General features: G+C 53.7%; 20 protein-coding genes and 1 tRNA gene. 18 read left to right on the top strand and 3 right to left on the bottom strand.

Annotated features, from left to right (window positions below; translation table 11 throughout):
• Positions 1-6: 6 nt before the first annotated feature.
• A complete protein-coding gene (locus OZ410_RS02335) occupies positions 7-591 on the bottom strand; it encodes a 30S ribosomal protein S16 (RefSeq protein WP_277706297.1) in 585 nt (194 codons plus the stop codon).
• Positions 592-867: 276 nt separating this feature from the next.
• Between OZ410_RS02335 and OZ410_RS02340 the strand changes: the two genes are divergently transcribed.
• The 6 genes from OZ410_RS02340 to OZ410_RS02365 all read left to right on the top strand — a co-directional run bounded on the left by OZ410_RS02340 (position 868) and on the right by OZ410_RS02365 (position 8,730).
• Entirely contained in the window at positions 868-1,338 is a 471-nt protein-coding gene (locus OZ410_RS02340) for a ferritin-like domain-containing protein (protein ID WP_277706298.1), read from the top strand.
• 132 nt (positions 1,339-1,470) lie between these two features.
• Complete coding sequence (gene dnaE / locus OZ410_RS02345) at positions 1,471-5,832, top strand: DNA polymerase III subunit alpha (protein ID WP_277706299.1); 4,362 nt, start codon at positions 1,471-1,473, stop codon at positions 5,830-5,832.
• A 131-nt stretch (positions 5,833-5,963) separates the two neighbouring features.
• Positions 5,964-6,281, top strand: a complete 318-nt coding sequence (trxA, locus tag OZ410_RS02350) for a thioredoxin (RefSeq protein WP_277706300.1) — start codon at positions 5,964-5,966, stop codon at positions 6,279-6,281.
• Positions 6,282-6,365: 84 nt separating this feature from the next.
• Complete coding sequence (locus OZ410_RS02355) at positions 6,366-7,295, top strand: DUF58 domain-containing protein (RefSeq protein WP_277706301.1); 930 nt, start codon at positions 6,366-6,368, stop codon at positions 7,293-7,295.
• Positions 7,296-7,429: 134 nt separating this feature from the next.
• Positions 7,430-7,503: transfer RNA gene (locus OZ410_RS02360), tRNA-Asp, on the top strand.
• A gap of 561 nt (positions 7,504-8,064) precedes the next feature.
• Positions 8,065-8,730 (top strand): ATP-binding cassette domain-containing protein, encoded by a 666-nt coding sequence (locus OZ410_RS02365; protein WP_277706302.1) that lies wholly within the window; start codon positions 8,065-8,067, stop codon positions 8,728-8,730.
• 60 nt (positions 8,731-8,790) lie between these two features.
• Here OZ410_RS02365 and OZ410_RS02370 read toward each other — a convergent pair whose 3' ends face one another.
• Positions 8,791-9,768, bottom strand: a complete 978-nt coding sequence (locus OZ410_RS02370) for a sugar phosphate isomerase/epimerase family protein (RefSeq protein WP_277706303.1) — start codon at positions 9,766-9,768, stop codon at positions 8,791-8,793.
• An 84-nt stretch (positions 9,769-9,852) separates the two neighbouring features.
• On the opposite strand from OZ410_RS02370, the gene OZ410_RS02375 reads away from it, so the two are divergent.
• The 9 genes from OZ410_RS02375 (at position 9,853) to OZ410_RS02415 (ending at position 20,647) form a co-directional block, all read left to right on the top strand.
• Positions 9,853-10,578, top strand: a complete 726-nt coding sequence (locus OZ410_RS02375; RefSeq protein ID WP_277706304.1) for a DUF6090 family protein — start codon at positions 9,853-9,855, stop codon at positions 10,576-10,578.
• 240 nt (positions 10,579-10,818) lie between these two features.
• Positions 10,819-11,454 (top strand): CPBP family intramembrane glutamic endopeptidase, encoded by a 636-nt coding sequence (locus tag OZ410_RS02380; protein ID WP_277706305.1) that lies wholly within the window; start codon positions 10,819-10,821, stop codon positions 11,452-11,454.
• Positions 11,455-11,637: 183 nt separating this feature from the next.
• Positions 11,638-14,466, top strand: a complete 2,829-nt coding sequence (locus tag OZ410_RS02385) for a M16 family metallopeptidase (RefSeq protein ID WP_277706306.1) — start codon at positions 11,638-11,640, stop codon at positions 14,464-14,466.
• A gap of 71 nt (positions 14,467-14,537) precedes the next feature.
• Positions 14,538-14,924 carry a hypothetical protein gene (locus tag OZ410_RS02390; RefSeq protein WP_277706307.1) on the top strand — a complete coding sequence of 129 codons (387 nt, stop codon included), beginning with the start codon at positions 14,538-14,540 and terminating at the stop codon, positions 14,922-14,924.
• Positions 14,925-14,978: 54 nt separating this feature from the next.
• On the top strand, positions 14,979-15,575 hold the full coding sequence (locus tag OZ410_RS02395) for a DUF998 domain-containing protein (protein WP_277706308.1): 597 nt from the start codon (positions 14,979-14,981) through the stop codon (positions 15,573-15,575).
• A 151-nt stretch (positions 15,576-15,726) separates the two neighbouring features.
• Positions 15,727-17,919, top strand: a complete 2,193-nt coding sequence (locus OZ410_RS02400) for a PAS domain-containing sensor histidine kinase (RefSeq protein ID WP_277706309.1) — start codon at positions 15,727-15,729, stop codon at positions 17,917-17,919.
• Positions 17,916-18,323: a response regulator gene (locus OZ410_RS02405; RefSeq protein ID WP_277706310.1), complete on the top strand. Its 408-nt coding sequence runs from the start codon at positions 17,916-17,918 to the stop codon at positions 18,321-18,323. The genes OZ410_RS02400 and OZ410_RS02405 overlap by 4 nt, the downstream gene beginning before the upstream one ends.
• 34 nt (positions 18,324-18,357) lie before the next feature.
• Positions 18,358-18,738 carry a response regulator gene (locus OZ410_RS02410; protein ID WP_277706311.1) on the top strand — a complete coding sequence of 127 codons (381 nt, stop codon included), beginning with the start codon at positions 18,358-18,360 and terminating at the stop codon, positions 18,736-18,738.
• A gap of 88 nt (positions 18,739-18,826) precedes the next feature.
• A complete protein-coding gene (locus OZ410_RS02415; protein ID WP_277706312.1) occupies positions 18,827-20,647 on the top strand; it encodes a PAS domain-containing protein in 1,821 nt (606 codons plus the stop codon).
• Positions 20,648-20,661: 14 nt separating this feature from the next.
• Here the strand turns inward: OZ410_RS02415 and OZ410_RS02420 are convergent, their stop codons facing one another.
• A complete protein-coding gene (locus OZ410_RS02420; RefSeq protein WP_277706313.1) occupies positions 20,662-21,567 on the bottom strand; it encodes a helix-turn-helix domain-containing protein in 906 nt (301 codons plus the stop codon).
• Positions 21,568-21,717: 150 nt separating this feature from the next.
• On the opposite strand from OZ410_RS02420, the gene OZ410_RS02425 reads away from it, so the two are divergent.
• The 3 genes from OZ410_RS02425 (at position 21,718) to OZ410_RS02435 (ending at position 25,349) form a co-directional block, all read left to right on the top strand.
• A complete protein-coding gene (locus OZ410_RS02425; RefSeq protein ID WP_277706314.1) occupies positions 21,718-22,512 on the top strand; it encodes a hypothetical protein in 795 nt (264 codons plus the stop codon).
• Between the two features lie 84 nt (positions 22,513-22,596).
• A complete protein-coding gene (locus OZ410_RS02430) occupies positions 22,597-23,058 on the top strand; it encodes a (2Fe-2S)-binding protein (protein WP_277706315.1) in 462 nt (153 codons plus the stop codon).
• Positions 23,059-23,090: 32 nt separating this feature from the next.
• Entirely contained in the window at positions 23,091-25,349 is a 2,259-nt protein-coding gene (locus tag OZ410_RS02435; protein WP_277706316.1) for a xanthine dehydrogenase family protein molybdopterin-binding subunit, read from the top strand.
• The last annotated feature ends 1 nt before the right edge of the window (position 25,350 follow it).

A 25,350-nucleotide genomic window follows, 5' to 3' on the forward strand; every position in this document is an offset into this window, starting at 1 on the left:
GCCGGTTTATTCTTCTTCGGTGCTGGCAGCTTCCTCTTCCTGAGCAGGAGCTTCCTCGGCCGCTTCGGCAGCAGCTTCTGCCTCAGGGGCAGCTTCGGCTACGGCTTCTTCGGCCGCTTCGGCAGCAACCTCGGCCTCAGCCTCGGCAGCGGCAGCCTGGGCACGCTTCTCGTTCACCTCTTTCTCGGCTTCCAGAGCCTTGGCTTTGGCGTCGGCCTTGGCTTGTGCCAGCCCCTGGGATTTGGCCTCGATCTTCTGGGCCTTTTCATCCAGCCATGCCTCGAATTTCTTCTCGGCCTCCTCTTCGGTGAGGGCGCCTTTGCGAACCCCGGCTTTCAGGTGGTGCTTCAGCAGCACTCCCTTGTAGGAGAGGATGCGGCGGGCGGTTTCGGAAGGCTGGGCCCCGTTGTCGAGCCACTGAACACTCTGGTCTACGTCCAGGTCAATCGTAGCGGGGTTGGTGTTGGGGTTGTAGATTCCCAGTTTCTCCAGGAATCGGCCATCGCGCTTGGAACGCGCATCGGCGGCAACAATCCAGTAAAAGGGTTTTCCTTTCTTACCGTGTCTTTGAAGTCTGATTCTAACGGGCATATCACATTAATTTAGATGGGGTACCCGACCCCGGTTATTAATTCCGGTTACAACGCGGGTAGCGTTGTTCACCCTTCTGGCTTTCAATCAAAAGCGGGTGCAAATATAAGCTACTTTTTTGAGTTCTTCAGACCCTCCGGCCGAAATTTTGGACCCACCACAGCGCCCCAGGTTGTTAAAGCCCTATTAAAAGATGTTAAATATTTGATTTTCAGCTTTTTATTTCTTATACTATAGATGCGTTGCCGAGAGCCGGCAACCCTGTAGACTTTAAAAATGAAGCGAGATAATATGACGTATTCTGAAAAAATTTCGAACCAACTCAACGACTTACTGGAAAAAACATATGATGCGGAAAAAGGCTTTGGCCTGGCCGCGGAAAAGGTGGACACCCCCGAGGTCAAAGCCTTCCTGCAGGACAAGGTAAAGCAGCGTAATGCCTTTGGCCACGAGCTGAAGGACGAAATCCGCGAATTTGGCAAATTGCCGGAAAAAGACGGCAGCCTGAAAGGAGACGTACACCGCAGCTGGATGCAGCTTACCGCCGCCCTGAGCAGTAACCAGACCTCCCGGATCCTGGAAGAGGTAGAGCGGGGCGAAAAAGCCAGCCTGGAACAGTACAATGAGATGCTGAAAGACACCGAAGTCACCTTGCCACCCAGCACCGAACGCATGCTGGCCCGCCACCGGGATGCCATTCAGGCTTCCCTGAACACGGCGCGGATGTATGAAACCCTGACTTCCTAAACCGACAAATTCCAAGAGAAAGAACCCGGCTCCGGCCGGGTTTTTTTATTCGTTGATAACTCCTGAAAAAATGCCCTTTACTCCATGGGGGCATTTCCATATTTTTAACCCTCATTAATCCCGCCTCAGCAGATGTACCTGATTTTCGATACGGAAACCACCGGCCTTCCGAAACGCTGGGACGCCCCGGTGAGCGACACGGACAACTGGCCCCGCTGTGTGCAGATTGCCTGGCAACTGCACGGCCCGGACGGCGCATTGCTGGAGCAGTACGACGCCCTGGTACAACCGGAGGGGTTCAACATCCCCTACGATGCCGAACAAATCCACGGCATCTCCACCGAACTGGCTGCCCAACAGGGACTCCCCCTGAACGATGTCCTGGAGGCTTTCCGCGAGGCCATGAGCCGCACCACCTACCTGGTGGGGCAGAACGTGGGCTTCGACATCAATATTATGGGGGCGGAATTCCTGAGGGCCGGGCGGGAAAACCCCCTGGAATCCATGCCGGTGCTGGACACCTGTACAGAAGATACCGCCGAACTTTGCCGCCTGCCTGGTGGCCGCGGGGGCAAATTCAAACTGCCCACCCTGACAGAACTGCACCAGCATCTCTTCGGGGAGCCCTTTGAGGAGGCGCACAACGCTACGGCAGATGTGGAGGCCACAGCCCGTTGTTTCCTGGAATTGGTGCGCCAGCGCGCGTTCAGCGCAACGGACCTGGGTGCAGGCCCCGAGTACTTCCGCGAATTTGAAGCCGCCAACCCGGGGGTGATTGCCCCCATCGGGCTAAAACACCTTAACCTGAAAGAGGCCTCCCGCAAATTGCAAGCCCAGGCCGCTTCGGACCAGCCGGATGTAAGCCGGGAAGAGTTGCGGGAAAACGAAAAAGTGCTGGCGGACGCCCCCTTTGCCCACCTGCACAACCACAGCCAGTTTTCGGTATTGCAATCTACCATCCGCATCCGGGACCTGGTAGGGGCGGCAGCCCGCCACAACATGCCTGCCGTAGCCCTTACGGACCACGCCAACATGATGGGGGCCTTCCATTTCGTGAAGGAGGTAAAGGCCTACAATGCGGGGCTTACCGAAGAAGACCGGGCAGCAGGGAAAACCGGGCTGGTGCCCATCCTGGGATGCGAATTCTTTGTGTGCGAAGACCGGCACAACAAATCGGTCAAGGATTACGGCTACCAGGTAGTGATGCTGGCCAAAAACAAAAACGGATACCAGAACCTGGCCAAGATGTCTTCCATCGCCTATACCGAGGGGTTCTATTACGTACCCCGCATAGATCGGGACGTGGTGGAAACCTACAAGGACGACCTGATTGTCCTGACCGGGAACCTGTACGGGGAAGTGCCCTCCAAGGTGCTTAACGTGGGGGAAAAACAGGCGGAGGAAGCCCTGCTCTGGTGGAAGGAGCGCTTTGGGGAAGACCTCTATGTGGAACTGATGCGCCACGGGCAGGAAGACGAAGACCGCGCCAACCAGACCCTGGTGGCCCTGGCCCGTAAACACGGCGTTTCCCTGGTGGCCACCAACAATACCTATTACTGCGACAAGGAAGACGCGGAAGCCCACGACATCCTGCTCTGCGTCAAGGAGGGCGAGAAACAGGCCACCCCCATTGGCCGCGGCCGGGGGTACCGCTTTGGCCTGCCCAACCAGGAATACTACTTCAAGTCTTCCCAGGCCATGAAGGAGCTCTTCAGCGACCTGCCGGAGAGTATTCTCTCCGTGGCCGAGATTGTGGAGAAGATCGAACCTTTTGACCTGGCCCGTGATGTGCTCCTGCCCAAGTTTGAAATCCCGGACAATTTCAAGGTAGCCCAAGACGAAAAGGACGGGGGGAAACGGGGGGAAAATGCCTACCTGCGCCATATTACCTACCAGGGGGCCGAACGGCGTTACGGGGATATCACCGACGCCATCCGCGAACGGGTGGACTTTGAGCTGGCCACCATTGAGAATTCCGGCTACCCGGGCTACTTCCTGATTGTGGAAGACTTTATACGGGAAGCGCGCAATATGGGCGTTTCCGTCGGGCCGGGGCGGGGATCGGCCGCGGGATCGGTAGTGGCCTATTGCCTGGGCATCACCAACATTGACCCCCTGAAATACGACCTGCTTTTTGAGCGCTTTCTGAATCCGGACCGGGTGTCCATGCCCGATATCGACATCGACTTCGACGACGAGGGCCGCTCCCGGGTAATGGATTACGTGATCGGAAAATACGGTGCCAACCAGGTGGCCCAGATCATCACTTACGGCACCATGGCCGCCAAGTCTTCCATCCGGGATACGGCCCGGGTGCTGGACCTGCCCCTGGGGGATGCGGACCGCATTGCCAAGCTGATCCCGAACATGTCCAAACTGGGCAAGATTTTCGGGGTGCCCGAGGCAGACCTCAGGAAAAAATTCCGTTCAGACGAACTGGAAAAGGTAAACCAGCTGCTGAATATTGCCGAAGGGGAAGACCTGGAGGCCCAGACCGTAAACATGGCGCGGGTGCTGGAAGGCTCCCTGCGCAACACGGGCATCCACGCCTGCGGGGTGATTATTACCCCGGACGACATCACCAATTTTGTGCCCGTGGCCACAGCCAAGGATTCCGAACTGTATGTGACCCAGTTCGACAACTCCGTCGTGGAGAGCGCCGGGCTGCTCAAAATGGACTTCCTGGGGCTGAAGACCCTGACCCTGATCAAGGACACCGTTAAGATCGTGAAGGCGCGCCTGGGCATTGAACTGGTGCCGGACGACTTTCCCCTGGACGACGAAGCCACCTATGAGTTGTTCCAGCGGGGGGAGACCGTAGGGATCTTCCAGTACGAATCCCCCGGGATGCAGAAGTACCTGAAGGAGCTCAAGCCCTCGATTTTTGACGACCTGATAGCCATGAATGCCCTCTACCGCCCCGGGCCCATGGAATACATCCCCAGCTTTGTGGCCCGGAAGCACGGGCGGGAAGAGATCACTTACGACCTACCGGAGATGGAGGAATTCCTGAAGGAAACCTACGGGATCACGGTCTACCAGGAGCAGGTGATGCTGCTCTCCCAAAAGCTGGCCGGGTTTACCAAGGGCGAGGCGGACGTACTGCGCAAAGCCATGGGGAAAAAGATCTTTGCCCTGCTGCAGAAACTCCAGCCCAAATTCCTGGACGGGGGCGTGGCCAACGGCCATCCCAGGGACGTTTTGGAAAAAATCTGGAAGGATTGGGAAGCCTTTGCTTCTTACGCCTTCAACAAGAGCCACTCTACCTGCTACGCCTATATTGCCTACCAGACCGCCTACCTGAAGGCCCACTACCCTGCCGAATATATGGCGGCCGTACTTTCCAACAACATGAACGACATCAAGCAGGTGACCTTCTTTATGGAAGAATGCCGTCGCATGGGGCTGGATGTACTGGGGCCGGACGTAAATGAATCCTACTACAAATTTGCCGTAAACAAGGAAAACCAGGTGCGCTTCGGCATGGGGGCCATCAAAGGCGTGGGCCGCTCTGCCGTGGAAGCCATTGTGGAGAAACGGAAGGAAGACGGGCCCTACCGCTCCATCTTTGACCTGGCCAAACGCGTAGACTTAAGGGCGGCCAACAAAAAAGCATTCGAAAACCTGGCCCTGGCCGGGGGCTTTGACTCCCTGGGGGAAGCCCACCGCGCCCAGTTCTTCCACACCGGCCCGGACGGGGTGAGCTTCCTGGAAAAAGTGATCCGCTTCGGGGCGCGCTTTCAGGAAAGCGAGAATTCCTCCCAGGTGAGCCTTTTCGGGGGCAATAGCGAGGTGCAGATTGCCGAACCGGAAATCCCGCCCTGCGAATCCTGGGGCACCATGGAGACCCTAAAGCGGGAAAAGGAAGTGGTGGGCATTTATATTTCCGGCCACCCCCTGGACGACTTCAATACGGAAATGCAGTGCTTCTGCAACGCCCAGGTACAGGACCTGCAGGACCTGCAGCCCTTCATTAACCGCGAGCTTTCCCTGGCCGGGGTCATCACCGATGTGCAGCACCGGGTTTCCAAGAACGGAAAGGGGTGGGGGATTTTTACCCTGGAAGATTACTCGGACAGCCGGGATTTCCGGATTTTCGGGGAGGACTACCTGAAATTCCGGCATTTCTTCACCATTAATGCCTTTGTGTACCTGAAGGTCTTTATCCGGGAGGGGTGGACCAACCGGGATACCGGGGCCACAGGCGAGCCCCGCCTGCAGTACAACCAGGTGATGCTGCTGCAGGACGTGATGGAGGCCTACGCCAAAAAGCTGACCATACAGCTGGACATCAACCAACTGCAGGAAGGCCGCATCCAGACCCTGAAGGATACCCTGCGCTCTTTTAAGGGGCAGCACCCCCTGAACTTTGTGGTCTACCAGCCTGAAGAAGCGATCAAGGTAAACCTGGCCAGCCGTAAACAAAAAGTGCACATCACGGCCGAACTCCTGGACAACCTGAAAGCCCAGGAAGTACACTACAAACTGAACTGATTTGCATCCGGCTGATACTCCGGGGCTTGAATAGTTTACCTCGATCTGCGGATAGGGAAAACGAATGCCGTATCGGTAAGGTTTCGGTGGAAATATTGACTAACTTTGCACGAAACAAAATCTGATTTATAATGGCTTTAGAAATCACCGATGCTACTTTTGACGAAGTAGTACTGAAAAGCGATAAACCGGTCCTCGTGGATTTTTGGGCAGCCTGGTGCGGCCCCTGCCGGATGGTAGGTCCGATCATTGAGGAACTCAGTCAGGAATACGACGGCAAGGCCGTAGTCGGGAAGGTGGATGTAGACGTCCACATGCAGTTTGCCGCCAAATACGGCGTGCGCAACATCCCTACCGTACTGGTATTCAAAGACGGGGAAATCGTAAACCGCCAGGTTGGCGTCAGCCCCAAGAAGGTCTATGCGGACGCCCTGGAGGCGGCCATGTAAGCCTTTGAAAATATACACCTCCCAAACCCCGGCATGGCCGGGGTTTTTTCATGCCCACCGCCCCGGCTTTTGTATCTTTAAGGCATGGACCTGCAAGGCGAACTCCATAAAGCCCCCCTCTTTGAAAACCTGCCCCTCCTGGCGCGGCAGGTAGTGGAGGGCTATATCAGCGGCATCCACAAAAGCCCCTTCCACGGGTATTCGGCAGAATTCGCCGAACACAAAATTTACAACCCGGGCGAAAGCACCAAGCACATCGACTGGAAACTCTTTGCCAAAACCGACAAGCTCTTCACCAAACGGTACGAAGAGGAAACCAACCTGCGCTGCCACCTGGTGGTAGACCATTCCGCTTCCATGTACTACCCTTCCGTGGCCAACCAGGGGCTGGACCACCTCAACAAAATGGGCTTTTCCGTACTGGCAGCGGCCGCCCTGATGCAGCTGCTCAAAAAACAACGGGATGCGGTGGGGCTCAGCGTCTTTTCGGACACCTACCCCTACTATGCCCCGGAAAAAGGGAGCGAACGCCACTACCAGATGCTCTTTAACGCCCTGGGGCGCATTGGATCTGAACCCCAGCACAACGCGGGCACAGACCTGCATACTCACCTCCACCTGATTGCCGAAAAGCTCAAGCGCCGCAGCCTAGTGGTCCTCTTTTCCGACCTCTTCCAGGACCGGGTAGAAGACGAAGTGCTCTTCGATGCCCTGCGCCACCTGAAATACAACAAGCACGAGGTGATTGTCTTTCATGTAACCGATAAGGCCTCCGAGCTGGATTTCGACTTCGAAAACATACCCCGGAAGTTTGTGGATGTGGAAAGCGGGCAGGCCGTAGATCTCTACCCAGAAGCGGTTCGGGACGCCTACCGCGAGGCCCTTGCGGAGTATGTGAAAAACCTGAAACTGATCAGCGCCCGATACGGTATCAAGTACGTGGGGGTAGACATTGCGGAGCCCTTTGCCCGGGTCTTCAATACCTTTTTGGTGGAGCGCCAGCGCTTTGTCTGAAATCCGGCCCTAAAAATGCCGTTTTTGTTTGCGGGATTGAAATAGTAGCGTATATTTGCCCACGCTTTTGAAGAAAAAGCGCCGACAATTTCCTTAAAACTAACTGTCGTTAGTCACCTTCGGGTTGGAAACTTGGTCTGGTAGTTCAGTTGGTTAGAATACCTGCCTGTCACGCAGGGGGTCGCGGGTTCGAGTCCCGTCCAGACCGCTGAGAAGCAGAGCCCTTCGCACGCAAGTGCGGAGGGTTTTTTCATTTAGCTGCGTGCAAGCTCGCTTGCTGACGCAGCTAAAAGAAAAGGAACCGCCGGCTGCAAAGCAGCCGGAAGGGCTCGGCCACGCTTCTCAGCTGGCCACCCCTTGGGCCGATTTCCGAGCAAAGCGAGGAAATCAATCCCGTCCACTGCACACAGACGCTCTATCCGACCTCCAGGTATTCCCCTAAAAATGTTTTAAGCGGTATATTTGAAAGGATCCATCCCTAAAAAATAATGCCCTTCCTGAAATCCCTTAAGATCATTGCATTATTTCAAAGGCGAATCCTTCCCCTGGCCCTTGTACTTTCCATCCCTGTCCTATTCCTGTCCGGCGGCCATTTCCAATTCTCTGGGTACTCGGTTTTATTCCTGTCCCTTGGTCTTCACTACTGGACTTATAATCACAAACGGCCTGAAGCGTATTATTACTATTACAACCTGGGGTTCAGCCCGGTCTTGCTTTGGGCCTCCACTCTGGGGCTTGGCCTGATTCTGCTGCTAATCTCCTATCTGGCATGAAAACCCTACATGTAGATTCTATACGGAAGTCGTTTCAAAACAGGGTTATTCTTAGCGACATCTACCTAACCTGTAACCAGGGGGAGATCGTGGGCCTTTTAGGACGGAATGGCATGGGTAAATCCACTTTGCTCAAAATCATTTTTGGATCCGAGAAAGCGGACCAGAAATTCGTTCGCGCAGGAAGCCGGATTGTCCGAAATATCACCGACGGCAGAAAGCTTATCAACTACCTCCCTCAGGAAAACTTTATGCCCAACGGGGTACGCATTCAAAAACTCATAGACTTATTCCTGGAGCCGCAGCACCGCCAAGGCATTTTGGAACACGATTACATAAAACCCCTGCTGTACAAAAAGAATGGTGACTTATCCGGGGGGGAGCGCAGAATTGTCGAGATCCTTTTGCTCCTCCACTCCAAAGCCGATTTCTTACTCCTGGATGAGCCTTTCAATGGATTGAGTCCTGTCTTACGCGACTATATCTGTGAGTATATCCGTCAACTCACCCCGCAGAAAGGGATCATTATCTCAGATCACGATTACGTCAATATCATCAAACTTTCCGACCGCATGCTCCTTTTGAAAGATGGGCACTTGCGTGAAGTTAAAGCCCATACAGAGCTTGTGGAATTAGGTTACCTCCCGAAGAGCCATTCCTAGTTTTCAGAGTACCCTGAATGAATCTTAGCGCTCCAGGAAATAGGCACCTGTACGTTCCTCTTACCGATTCACCCCCTCCATCGCCTGCGCCAATACCTCCACGGTACGGGCATAGCTCTGTGCCAGCATTTCGCGGGCATCCCATTGGGACCAATAGCCTTTGTTGAAAAGCTCCACTGAAAACGCGCCCCGGAAGCCGGCGTGGTAAAGCTTGGGAATAACGGTTTGGAACGGGCATGAACCCTCCCCGGGCAGGACCCGGTCTGCATCCGTAAGGGCATCCCAGGCCGGGGTGGCCGGGTAGTCATTCATATGGATCACAGGCATGCGGGCGCCATTCAGCATATCTACGGTGTCCCAGGAATTCCCGCCCCGGTGTACGTGGTAGATATCCAGCAACAGGGCCGCCCGGGGGTGGCCAGTTGCCATAGCGATTTGGGCTGCGTCCGAAACCCGGTGTAAAGCACCCATGCCCCAGAGTTCCAGCAGGGGGTACACCCCGGTCTGCTCCCCCAGATCCAGAATGCTGCGGTAGCGCTCCGCATAGGCATCAAATCGGGCCGGGTCAAGCTGGGGCACCCCCATCACCGGGGTGGCAATGTACCCCCCGCCCAGGGCGGCAATGACCTCCATTTCCTTTTGCAACACCTCCAGGGCTTCCTTGCGGATCTCAGGGTCGTCATTACACCACTGGGAAAACCCGATGATGTTCTCCAAAACCAGGTTCCCGGCCTCCAGTTTTTCCTTCAGGTCTGCTGCCTTCCCGCCCTTTTCCAAATAAGCCTGGATATCCCGCATCCAGAGTTCAGTGCCGTCAAAACCCGCTGCGGTTATGAGGTCTATCTGCTGGTCCACCGGCAATTCATAGGCCATCAGGGTAGAGGTGTTCAGGCTTACCCGGAATGGCAGGGTATGCTTAAACCCTTTTCTTACGGGCCGGGAATCCGAACGGGAAAAGGCCAAGCCGGAACTCAGGCCCAGGGCAGCTGCAAAACCGGTCTTTAAGGCATTTCTGCGGGTATGGGATCTGGATGTCATAGGCGGTTGGATTGGGTAGTTGCTTGTTTTACCATCTCCTTCCAAAGTACTAAAATTTCAATCGGAATTCTGTACCTTCCTCTTATGCTTTCTTTCTTCCGCCGCCTCCGAAAACAGCTCCTCACCGAGAACCGCTTCTCGAAATACCTGCTCTATGCCATAGGGGAAATTGTGTTGGTGGTCATTGGGATCCTGATTGCCCTGCAGATCAATGAATGGAACGAAGCCCGCAAAAACCGGGAATTCGAAAGGGAAATCCTGGAGCAGATCCAGGCCAACCTGGTTAAGGACCAAGAGAACCTTACGGAAATTGCCCATAATTTTAAGCGTGCCGTTGCCTCCTCGGATAAACTGCTGAATGGCAACTGGGATGAAGCGCAGGCGGACAGCCTTAAATTCTGGCTGGGCGATATTGTGCAGTTCGATCGTTTCCAACCGTTAACCAACGCCTACGAAGTAATCAAATCCAAAGGCCTGGACCTGATTTCCAACAAAAAGCTGCGCATTGACCTGGGCACCTACTACGACGATCAGGCCCAGCATGCCAAAAAATCCATCGCAGATTTGGAAGTTACTTTTAATTCCGATTGGAACCCGGTGATGCTGGAACAGGCCAGGGACTTTAAATACAAAAGTTATGTAGTGGTCAAGGATTTTCAAATCTTCCTGCAGGACACCAAGGCCCGTAGGATTCTTATCATGAATCGCGACAATTACGGCAGTGGTCTGGAGCGCATCCAAAGTATCCTCGCAACCATTGATAACATTCAAGCCCAGATCCGGCAGGAGCTTCAGGGCATTGGAAACTAAACCCTGAGGGCAGGCTACATCCCGGCAGGTATTTCCGCTAAGAGGTGGCTGGCCAGAAATAACAGAGGCGTAACTCCGTGAAGGGATTCAAGTCTTTAATCATAAGCCCACTTATACCTGCCCCGAATCCGTGTAAGCGCACACTATTAATGGCCCTTTTTTGGCATTAAATCACAGATAAATGGGCATTTTGGCAACAGAATGGACATATTTACAAGAACCTAACGCCTTGGAATTCGTTTGAAAAACCTCCTCCGCTTACTCGTTATGCTCACCGCTGTGGTCCTGCCACATCTGTGGCCGCTGCCGTTCAATACGTATAGTCTGGTTGTACTCCTGATGGTTTGGGGTTTCCTGAAAATGGATTCGGACACTTTTGCGAATCAGGGCTTTGCATTTTCCCGGTTCCGCTGGAGGGCCATCCCCTTCGGCTTAGGGGCTGCCATAGCTATTGTAGCCTTTATGCAACTCCTCTTCTTCCCCCTGCTTGAGACCTTCATCGATTTCCCGGAAACGCGGGTTGAATTGTATGACCAATTGCGGGGGGACACGGCGTTTTATATCCTGATCCTGATCATGGCATGGATTATAGGCGGACTGTACGAAGAAATCATATTTCACGGGTTCATATATACCCAAATGCAAAAGTTCTTTAAAGGGCGTTACAGGCAAGGCATAAGCTTTCTGCTCACCGGGATCCTCTTTGGCCTGTATCACCTACAGCTCGGCCCCGCCGATGCCCTGAATGCCTTCGTAGTGGGAATGGCCTACCATGGCCTTGCGCTTTACTTCAACGGGAATCTCTGGTATGCGGTATTTTGCCACGGCTTCTACAATACCATCATTGTTAGCCTGTTGTACCTGGGATATATTTAGTCTGAACAGTACTCCGATGGTTGCCACATAAGCACATTAGATAGGCATCACTTTAGGGATATTTCTACGGTAACCTCCAATTTCAGGCACCTTTCTTCCTCTAGCGATTTAGTAAACTTTCACATTTTACATACTTTTCTTACAAAATGAATTTTTATATTCCCGGTTCAAGAACCTGACAGCATGAAAAAATTCGCATTTCTGATCGCCCTTGCCTTCCTCGGAATAACCCCGGTAGTGGCCCAGACCGATGGCCTGGGCAGTGGCAACATCCCGGAAGAAAACATCCCGGTGGACCCCCAGGTTAAAGTGGGGACCCTGCCCAATGGGCTTACTTACTACATTCGGAACAATGGAAAACCGGAAGACAAGGTAGAGCTTCGGCTGGTGGTCAATGCCGGTTCCATTATGGAGACGGAACGCCAATTGGGGCTGGCCCACTTTATGGAGCACATGAACTTTAACGGGACCACCAATTTTGAGAAGAACGACCTGGTGGATTACCTGCAGAGCATAGGGGTAAAATTCGGGGCAGATTTAAATGCCTACACCAGCTTTGACGAAACGGTCTACATCCTGCCTATCCCCAGCGACGACCCGGAGAAACTGGAGAAGGGATTCCAGATCCTGGAAGACTGGGCACACCAGACCACCCTTTCCGAAGAAGCCATAGACGGGGAACGCGGAGTAGTTTTGGAAGAGCTGCGGCTGCGGCTGGGGGCCGAAGAGCGTATGCAAAAGGTAACCCTGCCCAAGATCATGTACGGCTCCCGCTATGCCGAGCGGTTACCTATTGGCACCAAAGAGAACCTGGAAAATTTCTCCTACTCGGATGTACGCGATTACTACCACACCTGGTACCGGCCGGATTTAATGGCCGTGGTGGCCGTGGGCGACCTGGACGTAGCCACCCTGGAGGCTAAGATCAAGGAACACTTTTCCGGGATCGACAAACCGGAAAACCCGGCCAAAAGGGAATCCTATGAGCTCCCCAACCACGAAGAAACCCTTATTGCCATCGCCGCAGACCAGGAAGCGGCCTTCACCAGCGTGCGCATCCTCTACAAAGACCCCTTTCAGGCCCCGCAAATCACCACCGTGAATGACTTTCGCGACCGGTTAATCAGAAACCTGTTCTCCACCCTGATCAACAACCGCCTGAACGAACTGCGCAATGGGCCCAACCCGCCTTTTGTGTTCGGGTTTTCCTATTACGGGGGTACCCTGGCCCGAACCAAAAACGCCTATCAATCCTTTGCCCAGACCAGCCCGGATGGCCAGATGAAAGCCCTGAATGCCCTGCTGGAAGAGAATGAACGCGTAAAGCGATACGGCTTTCAGCAAGGGGAGTTTGAGCGGGCCAAAAAAAGCCTGATATCCCGGCTGGAAAAGCAGTACAACGATCGGGATAAAATGGAGAGCAACCGCCTGGTTGGCGGGTACATCAACCACTACCTGGAAAACAACCCAATCCCGGGCATTGCCTGGGAGTTCGATATGACCCGGCAGTTATTGCCCACCATTAACCTGAACGAGGTCGGGGCCCTGATCAATTCCTTCCTGCACGACAACAACCGGGTAATTGTAATGACCGGCCCGGAAAAAGACGGCGGGGCTCCCGTCTCGGAGGCCGAGGTCAGGACCCTGTTGGAAACGATGAAAACCCTGGAGATTGCCCCCTATCAGGACGAGGGCGTCCGTGCTGCCCTGCTGGAAGAGGAACCCGTGCCAGGAACCATTGTGGACACCGAAAACAATCCGGCACTGAACACCACCACCTACACCCTCAGTAACGGGGCCAAAGTCACCTACAAGAAAACCGATTTTAAAAACGACGAAGTGCTTTTTGAAGCCTTTAGCCCGGGAGGCAGCAGCCTGTTGAGTGACGAAGTCTATCACGCCACTGTTTTTGCCAACAACGGCCTCTCCGAGGCCGGCATAGGCGGGTTATCCGTAACGGACCTGAGTAAGTTTATGAGCGGGAAGATTGCCCGGGTAACGCCCAGAATCAGCAGTTTCAGCGAAAATTTTACCGGTTCGGCCGCCCCGAAGGACCTGGAAATCCTCTTCCAGATGGTGCACCTGTATTTTACGTCCCTGAACAAAGACCGGGAAGCCTTTGACTCCTTCCTGATCAAACAGAAGAGTTTTTTGGGGAACCTGATGGCCAACCCCCAGTTTTATTTCCAGGACCAGTTGGGGCAAATCCGGAATGAAGGCAACCCCCGGTACACCGGGTTCCCCACGGTAGAAAAACTGGATGCTTCGGACTACGACCTGGCTTATGAAACCTACCAGCAGCGCTTTGCCGATGCCGGGGATTTCCATTTTTATTTTGTCGGCAATGTGGATGAAGCCCAGCTGAAGGAGTACGCCGTTACCTACCTGGCCTCCCTGCCCGGGTTAAACAGCAATGAAGCCTTTGTCCCCACAACATTCCGGAGAAAGGACGCCTACCAGAAACACATTGTAAAAAAGGGGACAGATCCCAAAAGTAGTGTCAGCATTACCTGGGAGGAAGAGATCCCTTACGACAGCCACACCGAAATGGCGGTAAAGGCGCTGGGCGAGGTACTCACCATTAAGCTCGTCGAAAAACTCCGGGAAGAGGAAGGGGGCGTTTATGGCGTAGGGGCCAGGGGTTCCCTCAGTAAGATCTCATTCTCCAACCTCACCTTCAGCATCGGTTTCCCTTGCGGGCCGGAGAATGTGGATAAACTGGTAGCCGCCGCACTGGCCGAAGTAGAAAAAATAAAAACAGATGGGGTAACCCCGGAAGACATGGCCAAGGTCAAAGAGACCTATCTGGTAAAGCACAAAGAAGACCTGAAGACCAATGTGTTCTGGATTCGCAACCTGATGAGGGCCGATCAGGAGGGGCGGAACCTGGAGGAACTGGTGGGCCTGGAAGGCCAACTGAAGCAGCTTACTGCAGCAGACCTGCAGGCCGTAGCCCGGAAATATCTGGATGACCAGTACTTTATAGGGATTCTGATGCCGGAAACCGAATAGGCCACTGCCTGAAATTTTGGCACCAAACGCAACCTTTTACCCCAAGGCTGGTCTATATAGAAATCTTTGAAATGAAAAAAATCTGGCTCTTACTGCTGATCCCCTTCCTCCTCTCCACCCAGTGCGAAGAAGATATAGTGCCCTACGGGTATGAAACCGGGTATATTCTGGAAAACCGCTCCGGGACAGACCTGTATTTGAAAACCCAGGATAATACGTTTGTGGAAGTGAAGAGCCAGGCCAAACTGACCCTTGGCACTACCCTGAACTCCAATACCCAGGCTATTGCGCCATCAGATTCCTATCTTTTTACGGGTATCAATCTGTATCAATCCGAAAACGAGAATTTTATCCTGGTGTACAGCCAGGACCCTATAGACGATGCCGTATGGGGCTTTATGGAGCCCGAGGAAAACCGGTATGAATACACCCTGACGGTAACCGATAACGACCTTTAGGCCTTAAAGGAAGGCATCCTGGCTTGCTGGCATTCCTTTTTTAAAAAGCGCCCAATGCAATGGAGTATCAAATTTTATGTGGGAGCCTATGCCCTGATGCTGGCGGTCATTTTCATTCTTCCTTTTTACAGCTCAGAGAACTATTCAATACTGGAGCACACTACCAGTGAACTGGGCGGGCAGGGCATGCCGCATGCCTGGGTCATGAATGTGGTTTTTGTCCTGCTGGGGGCAAGCAGCATCCTGGGCAGTTGGGCCTACCTGAAATCCTACTGGATTCCGAAGCTCCTGATCCTTGTATTCGGACTGGCATTAACAGGCACGGCCTTTTACAGCCATGCCCCGACGGACCCCGCCATGCCCTTTAGCGCCTGGGAAGACCAGGCACATTCGCATCTGGCGAAGGTCACAGGGTTTGCATTTACCTGCTTCGCCATGACTATGGCCTTTATCCTGAAGCAGCGGCAACAGGCGCTCCTGGCCGCGCTGGTGGCAGTCTGGGACACGGTCCTTTCTGCAACTATGTTCGAATTCCCCATGGTTACCGGCCTGTTCCAGCGCCTGATCTTTATGGTATCCTTTGGATGGCTGGGTTATATCCTCCTAAGTGAAACCGCCCTGAAAGACTACAGGGAAACTTCAGGAAATTAGCGTTCCAACCCTTTCCCGGATGGGGTTTTACCAGGGTATTCGGTAAAAACAGTACTCCACGACAATGATTTTAACAGAATTATCTGTCATGATGCGCATCTAATTCCTTAATTTGTACGTTTTTACTTACCTTAAATAAAATTTTAGTCCCGTGGTCGTTACCCAGGAACTGCTTAAGCGCACCCCATTACCCATTGCGGTTCTAGATGCCAACCTTCGCTTTCTGGCCTGTTCGGATTTCTGGAAACAGCATGTGCCGGACACCGATTCCCTTTTAGGTAAACCTTTTAAGGAAACCATGCCAGAACTCCCGGAAGAACTCTACCTGGATTTTCATTACTGCCTGGAAGGGGTGGAACATCGCACTGATACCCTGCGCTTTGTGGATAGCCGGGGCCATGCCTTCTGGTATGAGTGGAAGGTGAATTCCTGGCTGGGCGATGCCGGGGAGGTGAACGGCCTGATCGTGATCCTGGAAGATCGCACCGCCCAAAAGCGTAACGAGGAACTGCTGGAGCGCGCCCAGGAAGTGGCCCGGATTGGGGGCTGGGAAGTGGATTTGATTAAGGGTACCATGTATTGGTCCCGCATCACTAAAGAAATACACGAGGTACCGGAAGACTTTGAACCCAACCTGGAAACCGGCATTAATTTCTACAAGGAAGGGGAAAGCCGGGATACCATCACGCGCCTGGTGGGGACAGCTATGGAAAAGGGACAGGGCTGGGACACCGAGCTGCAGATCATCACCGCTACCGGCAAAGAGCTTTGGGTACGGGCCAAGGGGGAAGCGGAACTCCTGGACGGGAAATGTGTCCGGCTAACCGGCACTTTCCAGGATATCGATAAACGCAAAAAAGCCGAGCTGGAATTCAATGCCCTGAGCCACCGCCTGCAAATGGCTACCCAAACTTCCGGGATTGGCATATGGGAGCATAACCTCTCTACCGAAGAGGTAATCTGGGACGCAAATATGTACGCCATCTACGGCATTCGTCGGGAGGACTTTGCCAGCGCCCGTGAGGCCTGGGATGCCGTGGCTTTCCTGGAAGATAAGGACCCTACCGTTAACAAAGTCCGGCAGGCTATGGAACGGGGAGAAGACGTAAGCACCATGTTCCGCGCCCAGCGGCCGGACGGGGATATCCGTTGGATCAAGGCCTTTGCCACCACGGTAAAGGACACCTATGGGAAACCGGTCAAGATGCTCGGGGTAAACTGGGATATTACCGAATTGCGCAATACCCAGTTGCAGTTACAACAGAGCGAAGCCTCCCTGAAAGGGGCCTTCGAGAATTCCCGCGTAGGGATGGCCCTGGTAGGGATGGACGGGCGGTTTATGGATGCAAACCCCAGCCTGTGCGATAGCCTTGGGTATTCCCGGGAAGGCTTGCTGGCCAAAACTTTCCAGGAGATCACCCACCCGGAAGATCTGGATGCAGACCTGGAAATGCTGGGCGAAGTCATGGAAGGGAAGCGGGAAACCTACCAGATCGAAAAACGCTACATCCATCGAAACGGAAATATAGTCTACGTCTACCTCACGGTTACCGGGGTTAAAGACATCCATGGGAAATTGTCGCATTTCATCTCACAGATTGTAGACATTACCTCCCGTACTGAGGCCGAGAACCGGCTGAAACACTTACTGGACCTGACGGGGAAACAAAATGAAAGCCTGGTAAACTTTGCACACATTGTGTCCCACAACCTCCGCAGCCATGCCACCAACCTCTCCATGCTCACCCAGTTGCTTATCAACGACAAAATTGAAGAGGGACAGAAAGAATATGCCCTGAATATGCTGCACAAGGCCGCAGACGGGCTGCACGAAACCATTGAACACCTGAATGAAGTGGTACAGGTAAAGGTGATCCGCAACGAGAACCTGAAGGCCCTTAACCTGTCCAAAATTGTGGAAAAGGTACTGGTAGACCTGAACACCCAAATCCGGCAGAGCCAGACCACTCTCCAAATGGAAATCCCTGCCGGCCTTAAAGTCAGGGGGGTATCCGCTTATGCGGAAAGCATCCTGCTGAACCTGATTTCGAATGCCCTTAAATACCGGCACCCGGACAAGGCCAATCGCATTGAGATCCGTGCCGTGGATACGGGGGAAACGGTAACGGTTACCATTGCCGACAACGGGCTGGGGATTGATATGGCCCGGCACCAAAGAAAGCTGTTCGGGATGTATAAAACCTTTCACAACAATAAAGATGCCAAGGGAATTGGCCTGTTTATCACCAAGAACCAGATCGAATCCATGGGCGGTAAAATACATGTAACCAGCATGGTTAACGAGGGCTCCACTTTTACGGTTGAATTTTTAAAATCCAAATGATGTCTGCAGCGTTTAAAGAAGTATGTATTATCGATGATGACCCGATCTACCAGTTCGGGATGAAGATCCTGATGAGTGAAGTGGATTTTTCCGAACAAATCCTGATTTATCAGGACGGGCAGGAGGCCATAGACGGGTTGCTTCAGAAACTGGGGCGGGGCGAGGCCCTGCCACCTGTCATTTTCCTGGACCTGAATATGCCTATCAAGGACGGCTGGGATTTCCTGGACGACTTTGTACAGATTCCCCACAACAACCGGGAAAAAGTGACCATTTACGTGATCAGTTCCTCCATTAATCCGGCAGACCGGGAACGGGCCCGCCAATACGAAGTGGTAGGGAATTACATCGTTAAACCCATTAGCAGCGAAAACCTGAAGGAAATTATTGCTGCACACGGATGAGGCCATGAGATATAATCCCCTGGGAAATCCCTGAATGAAGACCATTATCCTTATTGACGACGACGACCTGGGTGTCTATTTGAATTCCATGATCCTGAAAGAAGCTTTGGGCACCGTGGAAATCGTGCATTACCCCTCTGTGGAAGCGGCCCTGGAGTACTTTCTGGGCCCGGACTACTCCCACCCCAACCTCATCCTGCTGGACATAAACCTCCCGGCCATGGATGCCTGGGACTTTTTACAGGAATTGGAACAGCGCCAGGTGGCCATTGGGGAACTTCCGCTGGTTCTGCTCAGCTCCCATATCAGCCCCAGGGATGAAGAAAAGATTGCACAGTATGGAATGGAAGGAGCCGTCATGATTAAGCCCCTGCAGATGGAAATCCTGGCGGAATTGGGCATTTTACGTCATTGATCGGATTTTTGATGCCCTTTGCCGATTCTGATACCCATCGGTTCATGATTGGATTTTTTGTTATAAATTGTAGGATATACCTTACGTTATGAAGCTGCGTTCCACCTCCATCCCTTCCCCGGAAATCCTTGACCAGCTCCCCTCCCCCGTTGTGGTACTGGACAAAAACATGAAAATCCTTCAAGCCTCCAAGGCATGGCTGGGGCAATTTGAACTTAAACTGGAACAGATTGAGCACAAGCCGTTTTTCGATTTTTTTGACGACCGGGACGGGGACTGGCTTACCAAGTTCCAATACGCCCTGGACGGGTTACCGGGCATATCCCTGCTCGACAAAAAAACACTGGAAGGCGAGATACTGGTCTGGCAACTCTCCGCCCTTAAGGATGGGTACGGCACCATATCGGGCCTGATGGTACAGGCCGAAAAGCTGGATGATGCAGCCCAGACCAAGTTGGAAGAACAGCAAGCCCAGGACCTGATCATGGAAAACCAGAAGATGGTTAAAATCGGGAGCTGGGAATACCGCGTGGCCGAAGATACCCTGGAACTGACCCCAGCCCTGCAGGAACTCCTGGGCATTACCCGGGCTACACTTTCTCTCGAGGATTTCATCAAGCAACTCGACAAATCCCTGGAACATTCACGCATACACTACCTGATACAGGAGGGTATCCGCAATGGCAAGCCCTGGTCCGAAAAAATACGCGTGCAGCTGGAGGGGCGGGGCACTACCTTCCTGCAATCCATTGGCCGGCCCAAGTTCAAGGACGGGATGTGCTCCCGTATTATCGGCACCTTCCAGGAACAGTCCGAAGCCATTCCTTCCGGGAAGTTTGCCTGGTCGCCCATCAATAAGGTAGACTCCGACCTGCTTATGTGCCTTCCGGTTTCCCTCATGGTCCTGGAGCTGTCCAGCGGGCGGGTTACCCTGGCCAACGAAATGGTATGCCAGCTCTTGGGCATACCCGAGGAAGACCTCCTGGCCAAGCCTTTTTTTGATTTCATCCGCCTTTCGAACGAGCGCAAACGCAACCTGCTGGGGGAGCTGGAAACCCGCGGGCATTTTGACCTGAGCGAGGTATCTTTAAAGCTGGCCAGGAAGAAAGACCGGACCTTTAATCTGCAGGGGCAGACCTACACCGCCATTAACGGGGTGCAGCACCTGGTGCTTACCCTGCAGGAAAGCAATAAATCCCTGAAGCTGCAGGCCGACCTGGAAACCCGCAACAAAGAGCTGCACAACATCGTAAACTTTACCCACCTGATTTCCCACAACCTGAAAGGGCACGTCTCCAACCAGCAACTGTTGCTGCAGATTCTTACGCGGGAAAAGGACACGGAAAAGAAAAAGGTGCTGTTGAACTACCTGCAGACCTCCTGCGACAACCTCACCAAAACCATCAAAGATTTGCGGTATATGGTGAGTATAGAGGAAACCCAGCATAAAAAGGCGGCTCAGGTGGCCCTGGGGGACATTATCTACAATGCAGAGGCCAAGCTCTCCACCCTTACCCGCAGCGTTGGCGCCAAGATCGTCAATGAAATCCCGGACGACCTGGCCGTGCGGGGTAACCCCATTTACCTGGAAAACATCATGGTGTTTATGATACAGCTGGCCTGCGAAAACCGGCAGGAAGACAAACCCCTGGTCATTATTCTGGGCGCCGATAGGGACGACCTCCACACCTATATGACCATAGAAGACAACGGCAAAGGGTTTGAACCTAAAACAGTCTCCAAATGGATGGAACAACCCTATCAATCCCCGCTAAAATCGTCCAGGGTGGACGATGTGGGTCTGTTTTGGGTAAAGCACCAGATGGATTTAATGCAAGGCAGCATCCACTGCAAAAGCCAGAAAGGCCAGGGCACCACATTCACCCTGGGCTTTAAGCACCCGGCGTAAACCAGTTGCCTTTTTCAGATAGTGGCACGGTACGCTTGGGGCGTTGCCCCTACCTTTTTCTTGAAGAGGCGGGTAAAATGCTGGGGATATTTGAAGCCCAGTTCAAAGGCCACCTCGCTTACCGACTTTTCGGGGTCAAATATTTTTTCCTTGGCCACCTCAATGATTTTATCCTGGATAAACTCCTGGGCGCTTTGCCCGGTCTCCTTTTTTATCAGGTCGCCAAAGTAATTGGCAGAGAGGTTCAATTGCCCCGCAAAATACCCCACCGTAGGGGTTCCTATTTCCTGGGGTTGTTTCGAGTTCAGGTAGGCTTCCAGAGCAGTTGAAAACTGCTCAACCACCCCCTGATGCACATCTTCCCGGGTAATAAACTGCCGGTCGTAAAAGCGGTTGCAATAGTTCAGAAACAACTCGAGGTTGGAAACGATCAGCTTTTTGCTGTGGGGATCCACCCCCTGCTCCAGTTCGTAATCGATCTTGTCCAGGCAATCCAGTACAATGTGCCGTTCTTTCCGGGAAAGGTGCAGGGCCTCGCTCACTTCATAGGAGAAAAAATGGTACTGGTTCATCACCTGCCCCAGGTGGGTACCGCGCAATAGGTCCGGATGGAAGAGCAGCGCCTGCCCGGAAGGAATATAGGCATTCCCGTCATTCATAAGGGTAACCACCTGCCCCGGGCCGATAAAGACCAGGGTACCGTCCTGATAGTCGTAATTGCGCCGTCCGTATTTGATGGTGCAATGCTTCCCCTGCTTGAGGAAGACCGCGTAAAAGTTAAACCGCAGCGCTTCAATCCCCTCCTGGGACCTGCGGGTGAGGTCCTTCAGGTCCAGGGTGGTTACCAGGGGGTGCTTGGCGGAGGTGTAAAACCGTTCGCAGTAATCGTTTACGGTTTCCAGGTTGCATATCTTGCCCATACCGGTTTGATTTTGAATCAAATGTACTGATCCCGGCCCAGTAAACCCCTATGTATGCCAGACGACCGGTAAAAGTGGTAGGCATTGCCGTAATACAGGTTGGTTACGCAGCCAAAGTCCGGGTATCTTTGTATCAAACACCATCCTTTTATGAAACCCAACCCGAACCCATACCATTACTTCCTCCTGTTTCTGCTGTTACTCCTTACCTTTTCCCGGGTTCATGCCCAGGAAGAAAACCGCCGGTTCCTGGACGATTTCCGGGGCACGGCCAGCATAACCCACAACGGCATCTCCCTGGTACCCTCCTTTAGCCTGGGCGACCCGGCCCTGCTTTTCGATCTGAAATTCACCAAAGGCCGCCTGAGTTTTGAACCCGATATGCGGTTTGCCCTGGAGGGCAAGCCCTGGTCCTTCATATTCTGGTTCCGGTATAAGGCTATACAGAAAGAACGTTTCTCCCTGCGCGTGGGGGCGCACCCGGCCCTGAACTTCCGGACCGTGGAGATTCTCCGCGACGGACAACCGGAAGAACTGTTGGAAGCCCGAAGGTATCTGGCGGCGGAACTGGCCCCCAATTACAGGCTGACGGACAAGATTAGCGTAGGCGCTTACTACCTTCTGGGAAAAGGCTTTGACCAGGGGGTAAAGACCACCCATTTCATAGTTTTGAATTCGGCCTTTTCCAGACTGTACCTGGCAGAAAAGGTGCATATGAATATCTCGCCCCAGCTCTATTACCTGCAGATGGACCAGGCCAGGGGCGTCTATACCGTTGGAATGGTTTCCCTGGTTCGGGACGGCTTCCCCCTCTCCCTTTCGGCCATTTTCAACAAGGCCATCGACACGGAAATCCAGCCGGAAAAGGATTTTATCTGGAACGTTTCCCTGGTGTACAGTTTTCCGAACCCGGGCCGATCCAAAGGTACGCGTATCCAACGATGACCCCATAAGGCCTTCTTCCCGGCCACCCAATTTAAATCCGTTCTTTTTCTTAAAACACTTATCTTCAAGAGCATATTCGAAATCATGGCACAATTCACCCTTAACATCAACGGAAGCAGCCACACGGTAGAGGCAGATCCCTCTACCCCGCTGCTATGGGTCCTGAGGGACCACCTGAACCTGGTCGGCACCAAATATGGATGCGGTATTGCCCAATGCGGGTCCTGTACCGTGCACCTGGGGGACGTGGCCACGCGTTCTTGTATGTTGCCGGTAGCCTCGGTCGGCAATCAGGAAGTCACCACCATTGAGGGCCTTTCCGAGGCCGGAGACCACCCGGTTCAGGAAGCCTGGCTGGAGGAAGACGTACCCCAGTGCGGATACTGCCAGGCAGGGCAGATCATGACGGCTGCTGCCCTGCTCAAGCAAAACCCCAACCCGTCGGATGCCGAAATCGAAATGGCCATGAATGGCAATATCTGCCGCTGCGGCACCTATGTGCGAATCAAAAAGGCCATTCGCCGCGCGGCCGATGCGAATGCCTGAACCTTATTTGCTGACATAAAAACCCCGGACAGATGACCCGAATAAAAACGACCCTGGGAAGGCGCGCCTTCATCAAAAACACCAGCCTGGCCGGTGGCGGCCTGGTCCTGGGATTCAGCTGGCTGAATGCCTGCAAACCCGAACAGGCCAAAACCATGGCCGTCCTCGAAATGCCCGAGGAATGGTTCGAGATTAACGCCTACCTGAAAATTGGGGATAATGGCCTGGCCACCATCTTTTCGCCCAACCCGGAATTCGGGCAGAATGTGATCACCTCCATGCCCATGATAGTGGCCGAGGAACTGGGTATAGCCTGGGAAAAGGTACTGGTGGAACAAGCGCCCTTCCATGTGGAAAACTACGGCCGCCAATTTACTGGTGGCAGCCAGGGCATCCGCCGCGCCTGGGAAGGCCTGCGCATGGCGGGAGCCTCTGCCCGGCATATGCTGCGGCAGGCAGCCGCCAACGCCTGGGCGGTGTCCATGGATGAAATCACCACCCAAGGTGGCATGCTGCACCACGCGGGCAGCGGCAAATCTGCCCATTATGGTGAGATGGCCGCAGCAGCAGCCCAACTGGAAGTACCTGAAGAAATTGAATTGAAAACCCCGGCGGATTTCAATATTATCGGCCATTCCAAAAAGAACGTGAGAGGTCACGACATCGTAACGGGCAAACCCATATTTGGCGTGGATTATACCCGAGAGGGCATGCTCATTGCCATGCCGGTATTCCCGCCGGCGTTCGGGATGACCTTTAAATCCATGGATGCCGAAGCCGTGAAAGCCATGCCCGGCATTCGCGATGTCTTTACCATTGAGACGCTGGAACCGGACTACCAGCGCAGTATGTTCGATACCACCACTTTTGAGCAACCCATTATCATTGTGGGGGAAACCACCTGGGCGGTGATGCAGGCCAAAAAAGCCCTGCACGCCCAATGGGAACCCTTTGAAGCCCGCACTCATACCGTAGCCGGCTGGGGCGGGGCCCAGGAAGTAACCATCCCGGCCGGGCTGGAAAACACCCGGACCCACCGGGAACAAATGGAAGCCATGGATGCCAAACCCGGCAAGGTTGCCCGGAAAGACGGAGACCCGGAAACGGCTTTTAAAAACGCCGCCAAGGTAGTGGAACGCACCTATTCCTGTCCCTTTCTGGCGCACAATTGCATGGAGCCCATGAATTTCTTTGCCCATGTAACGGAAGAAAAGGCCGAACTGGCCGGCCCGCTCCAGGCCCCCGAATTTATAGAAAACACCCTGGCCGCCCGTCTGGGGATGCCCAAAGAAAATATAGACATTCACATGACCCGTATGGGAGGCGGGTTCGGACGGCGGGCCTACAGCACCCATGCCGTAGAGGCCGCCCTGGTTTCAAGGAAAATGAACGCCCCGGTCCGGCTCATGTACAGCCGGGAGGACGATATGGGCTTCGGTATTTACCGGCCATCCTACTTTGCCCGGTTTAAAGCGGCCCTGGATGCGGACAACAATCTGGTGGGATATACCGTGAAGGCCGGGGGCATCCCGGAATCCCCCCTCTTTGCCAACCGCTTCCCGGCAGGAGCCGTAGACCATTATCTGGCCGAGGAATGGGACATCCCCTCCAACATCACCATTGGTGCCTTCCGGGCGCCCCGCTCCAATTTCATGGCCGGGGCGGAGCAGTCTTTCCTGGACGAAGTGGCCGAAACCGCGGGCAAGGACCCGATCGCCTTCCGTCTGGAATTACTGGAAAAGGCCAAAACCCAACCCGTTGGCGAAACCAACGATTACGATCCGGAGCGGTACGCTGGTGTACTGGAGCTGGTGCGTGAAAAATCCGGCTGGGACACCCTCCAAAACAAAGGCAACCGGGGCGTTTCGGCCTATTTCTGCCACAACAGCTACGCCGCCCACGTGCTGGAGCTTTCCATGGAAAATGGGAAACCCCGGGTAGAAAAAGTAACCTGTGCCTTGGATTGTGGGATCGTTATTAACCCGGACGCCGCCGTCAACATGGCCGAAGGGGCCATTGTAGACGGGGTAGGCAACACCATGTTCGGCGAAATGACCTTTACCGACGGCCGGCCGGATAAGCGGAATTTTGATACCTATCGTATGATCCGCATGACCGAAGCACCCCGGGATATCCAGGTGCATTTTGTGCAAAACGAAATTGCCCCCACAGGGCTTGGTGAACCGCCCTTCCCGCCCATTTTCGGGGCATTTGCCAATGCGCTTTATAAAGCCACCGGGCAGCGGCAGTACCACCAGCCCTTTGTCACTGAAAGACCCTTAAAGACTTGAT

This window comes from Robiginitalea aestuariiviva, assembly GCF_029537735.1.
In the GTDB taxonomy this organism is placed as follows: Bacteria; Bacteroidota; Bacteroidia; order Flavobacteriales; family Flavobacteriaceae; genus Robiginitalea; species Robiginitalea aestuariiviva.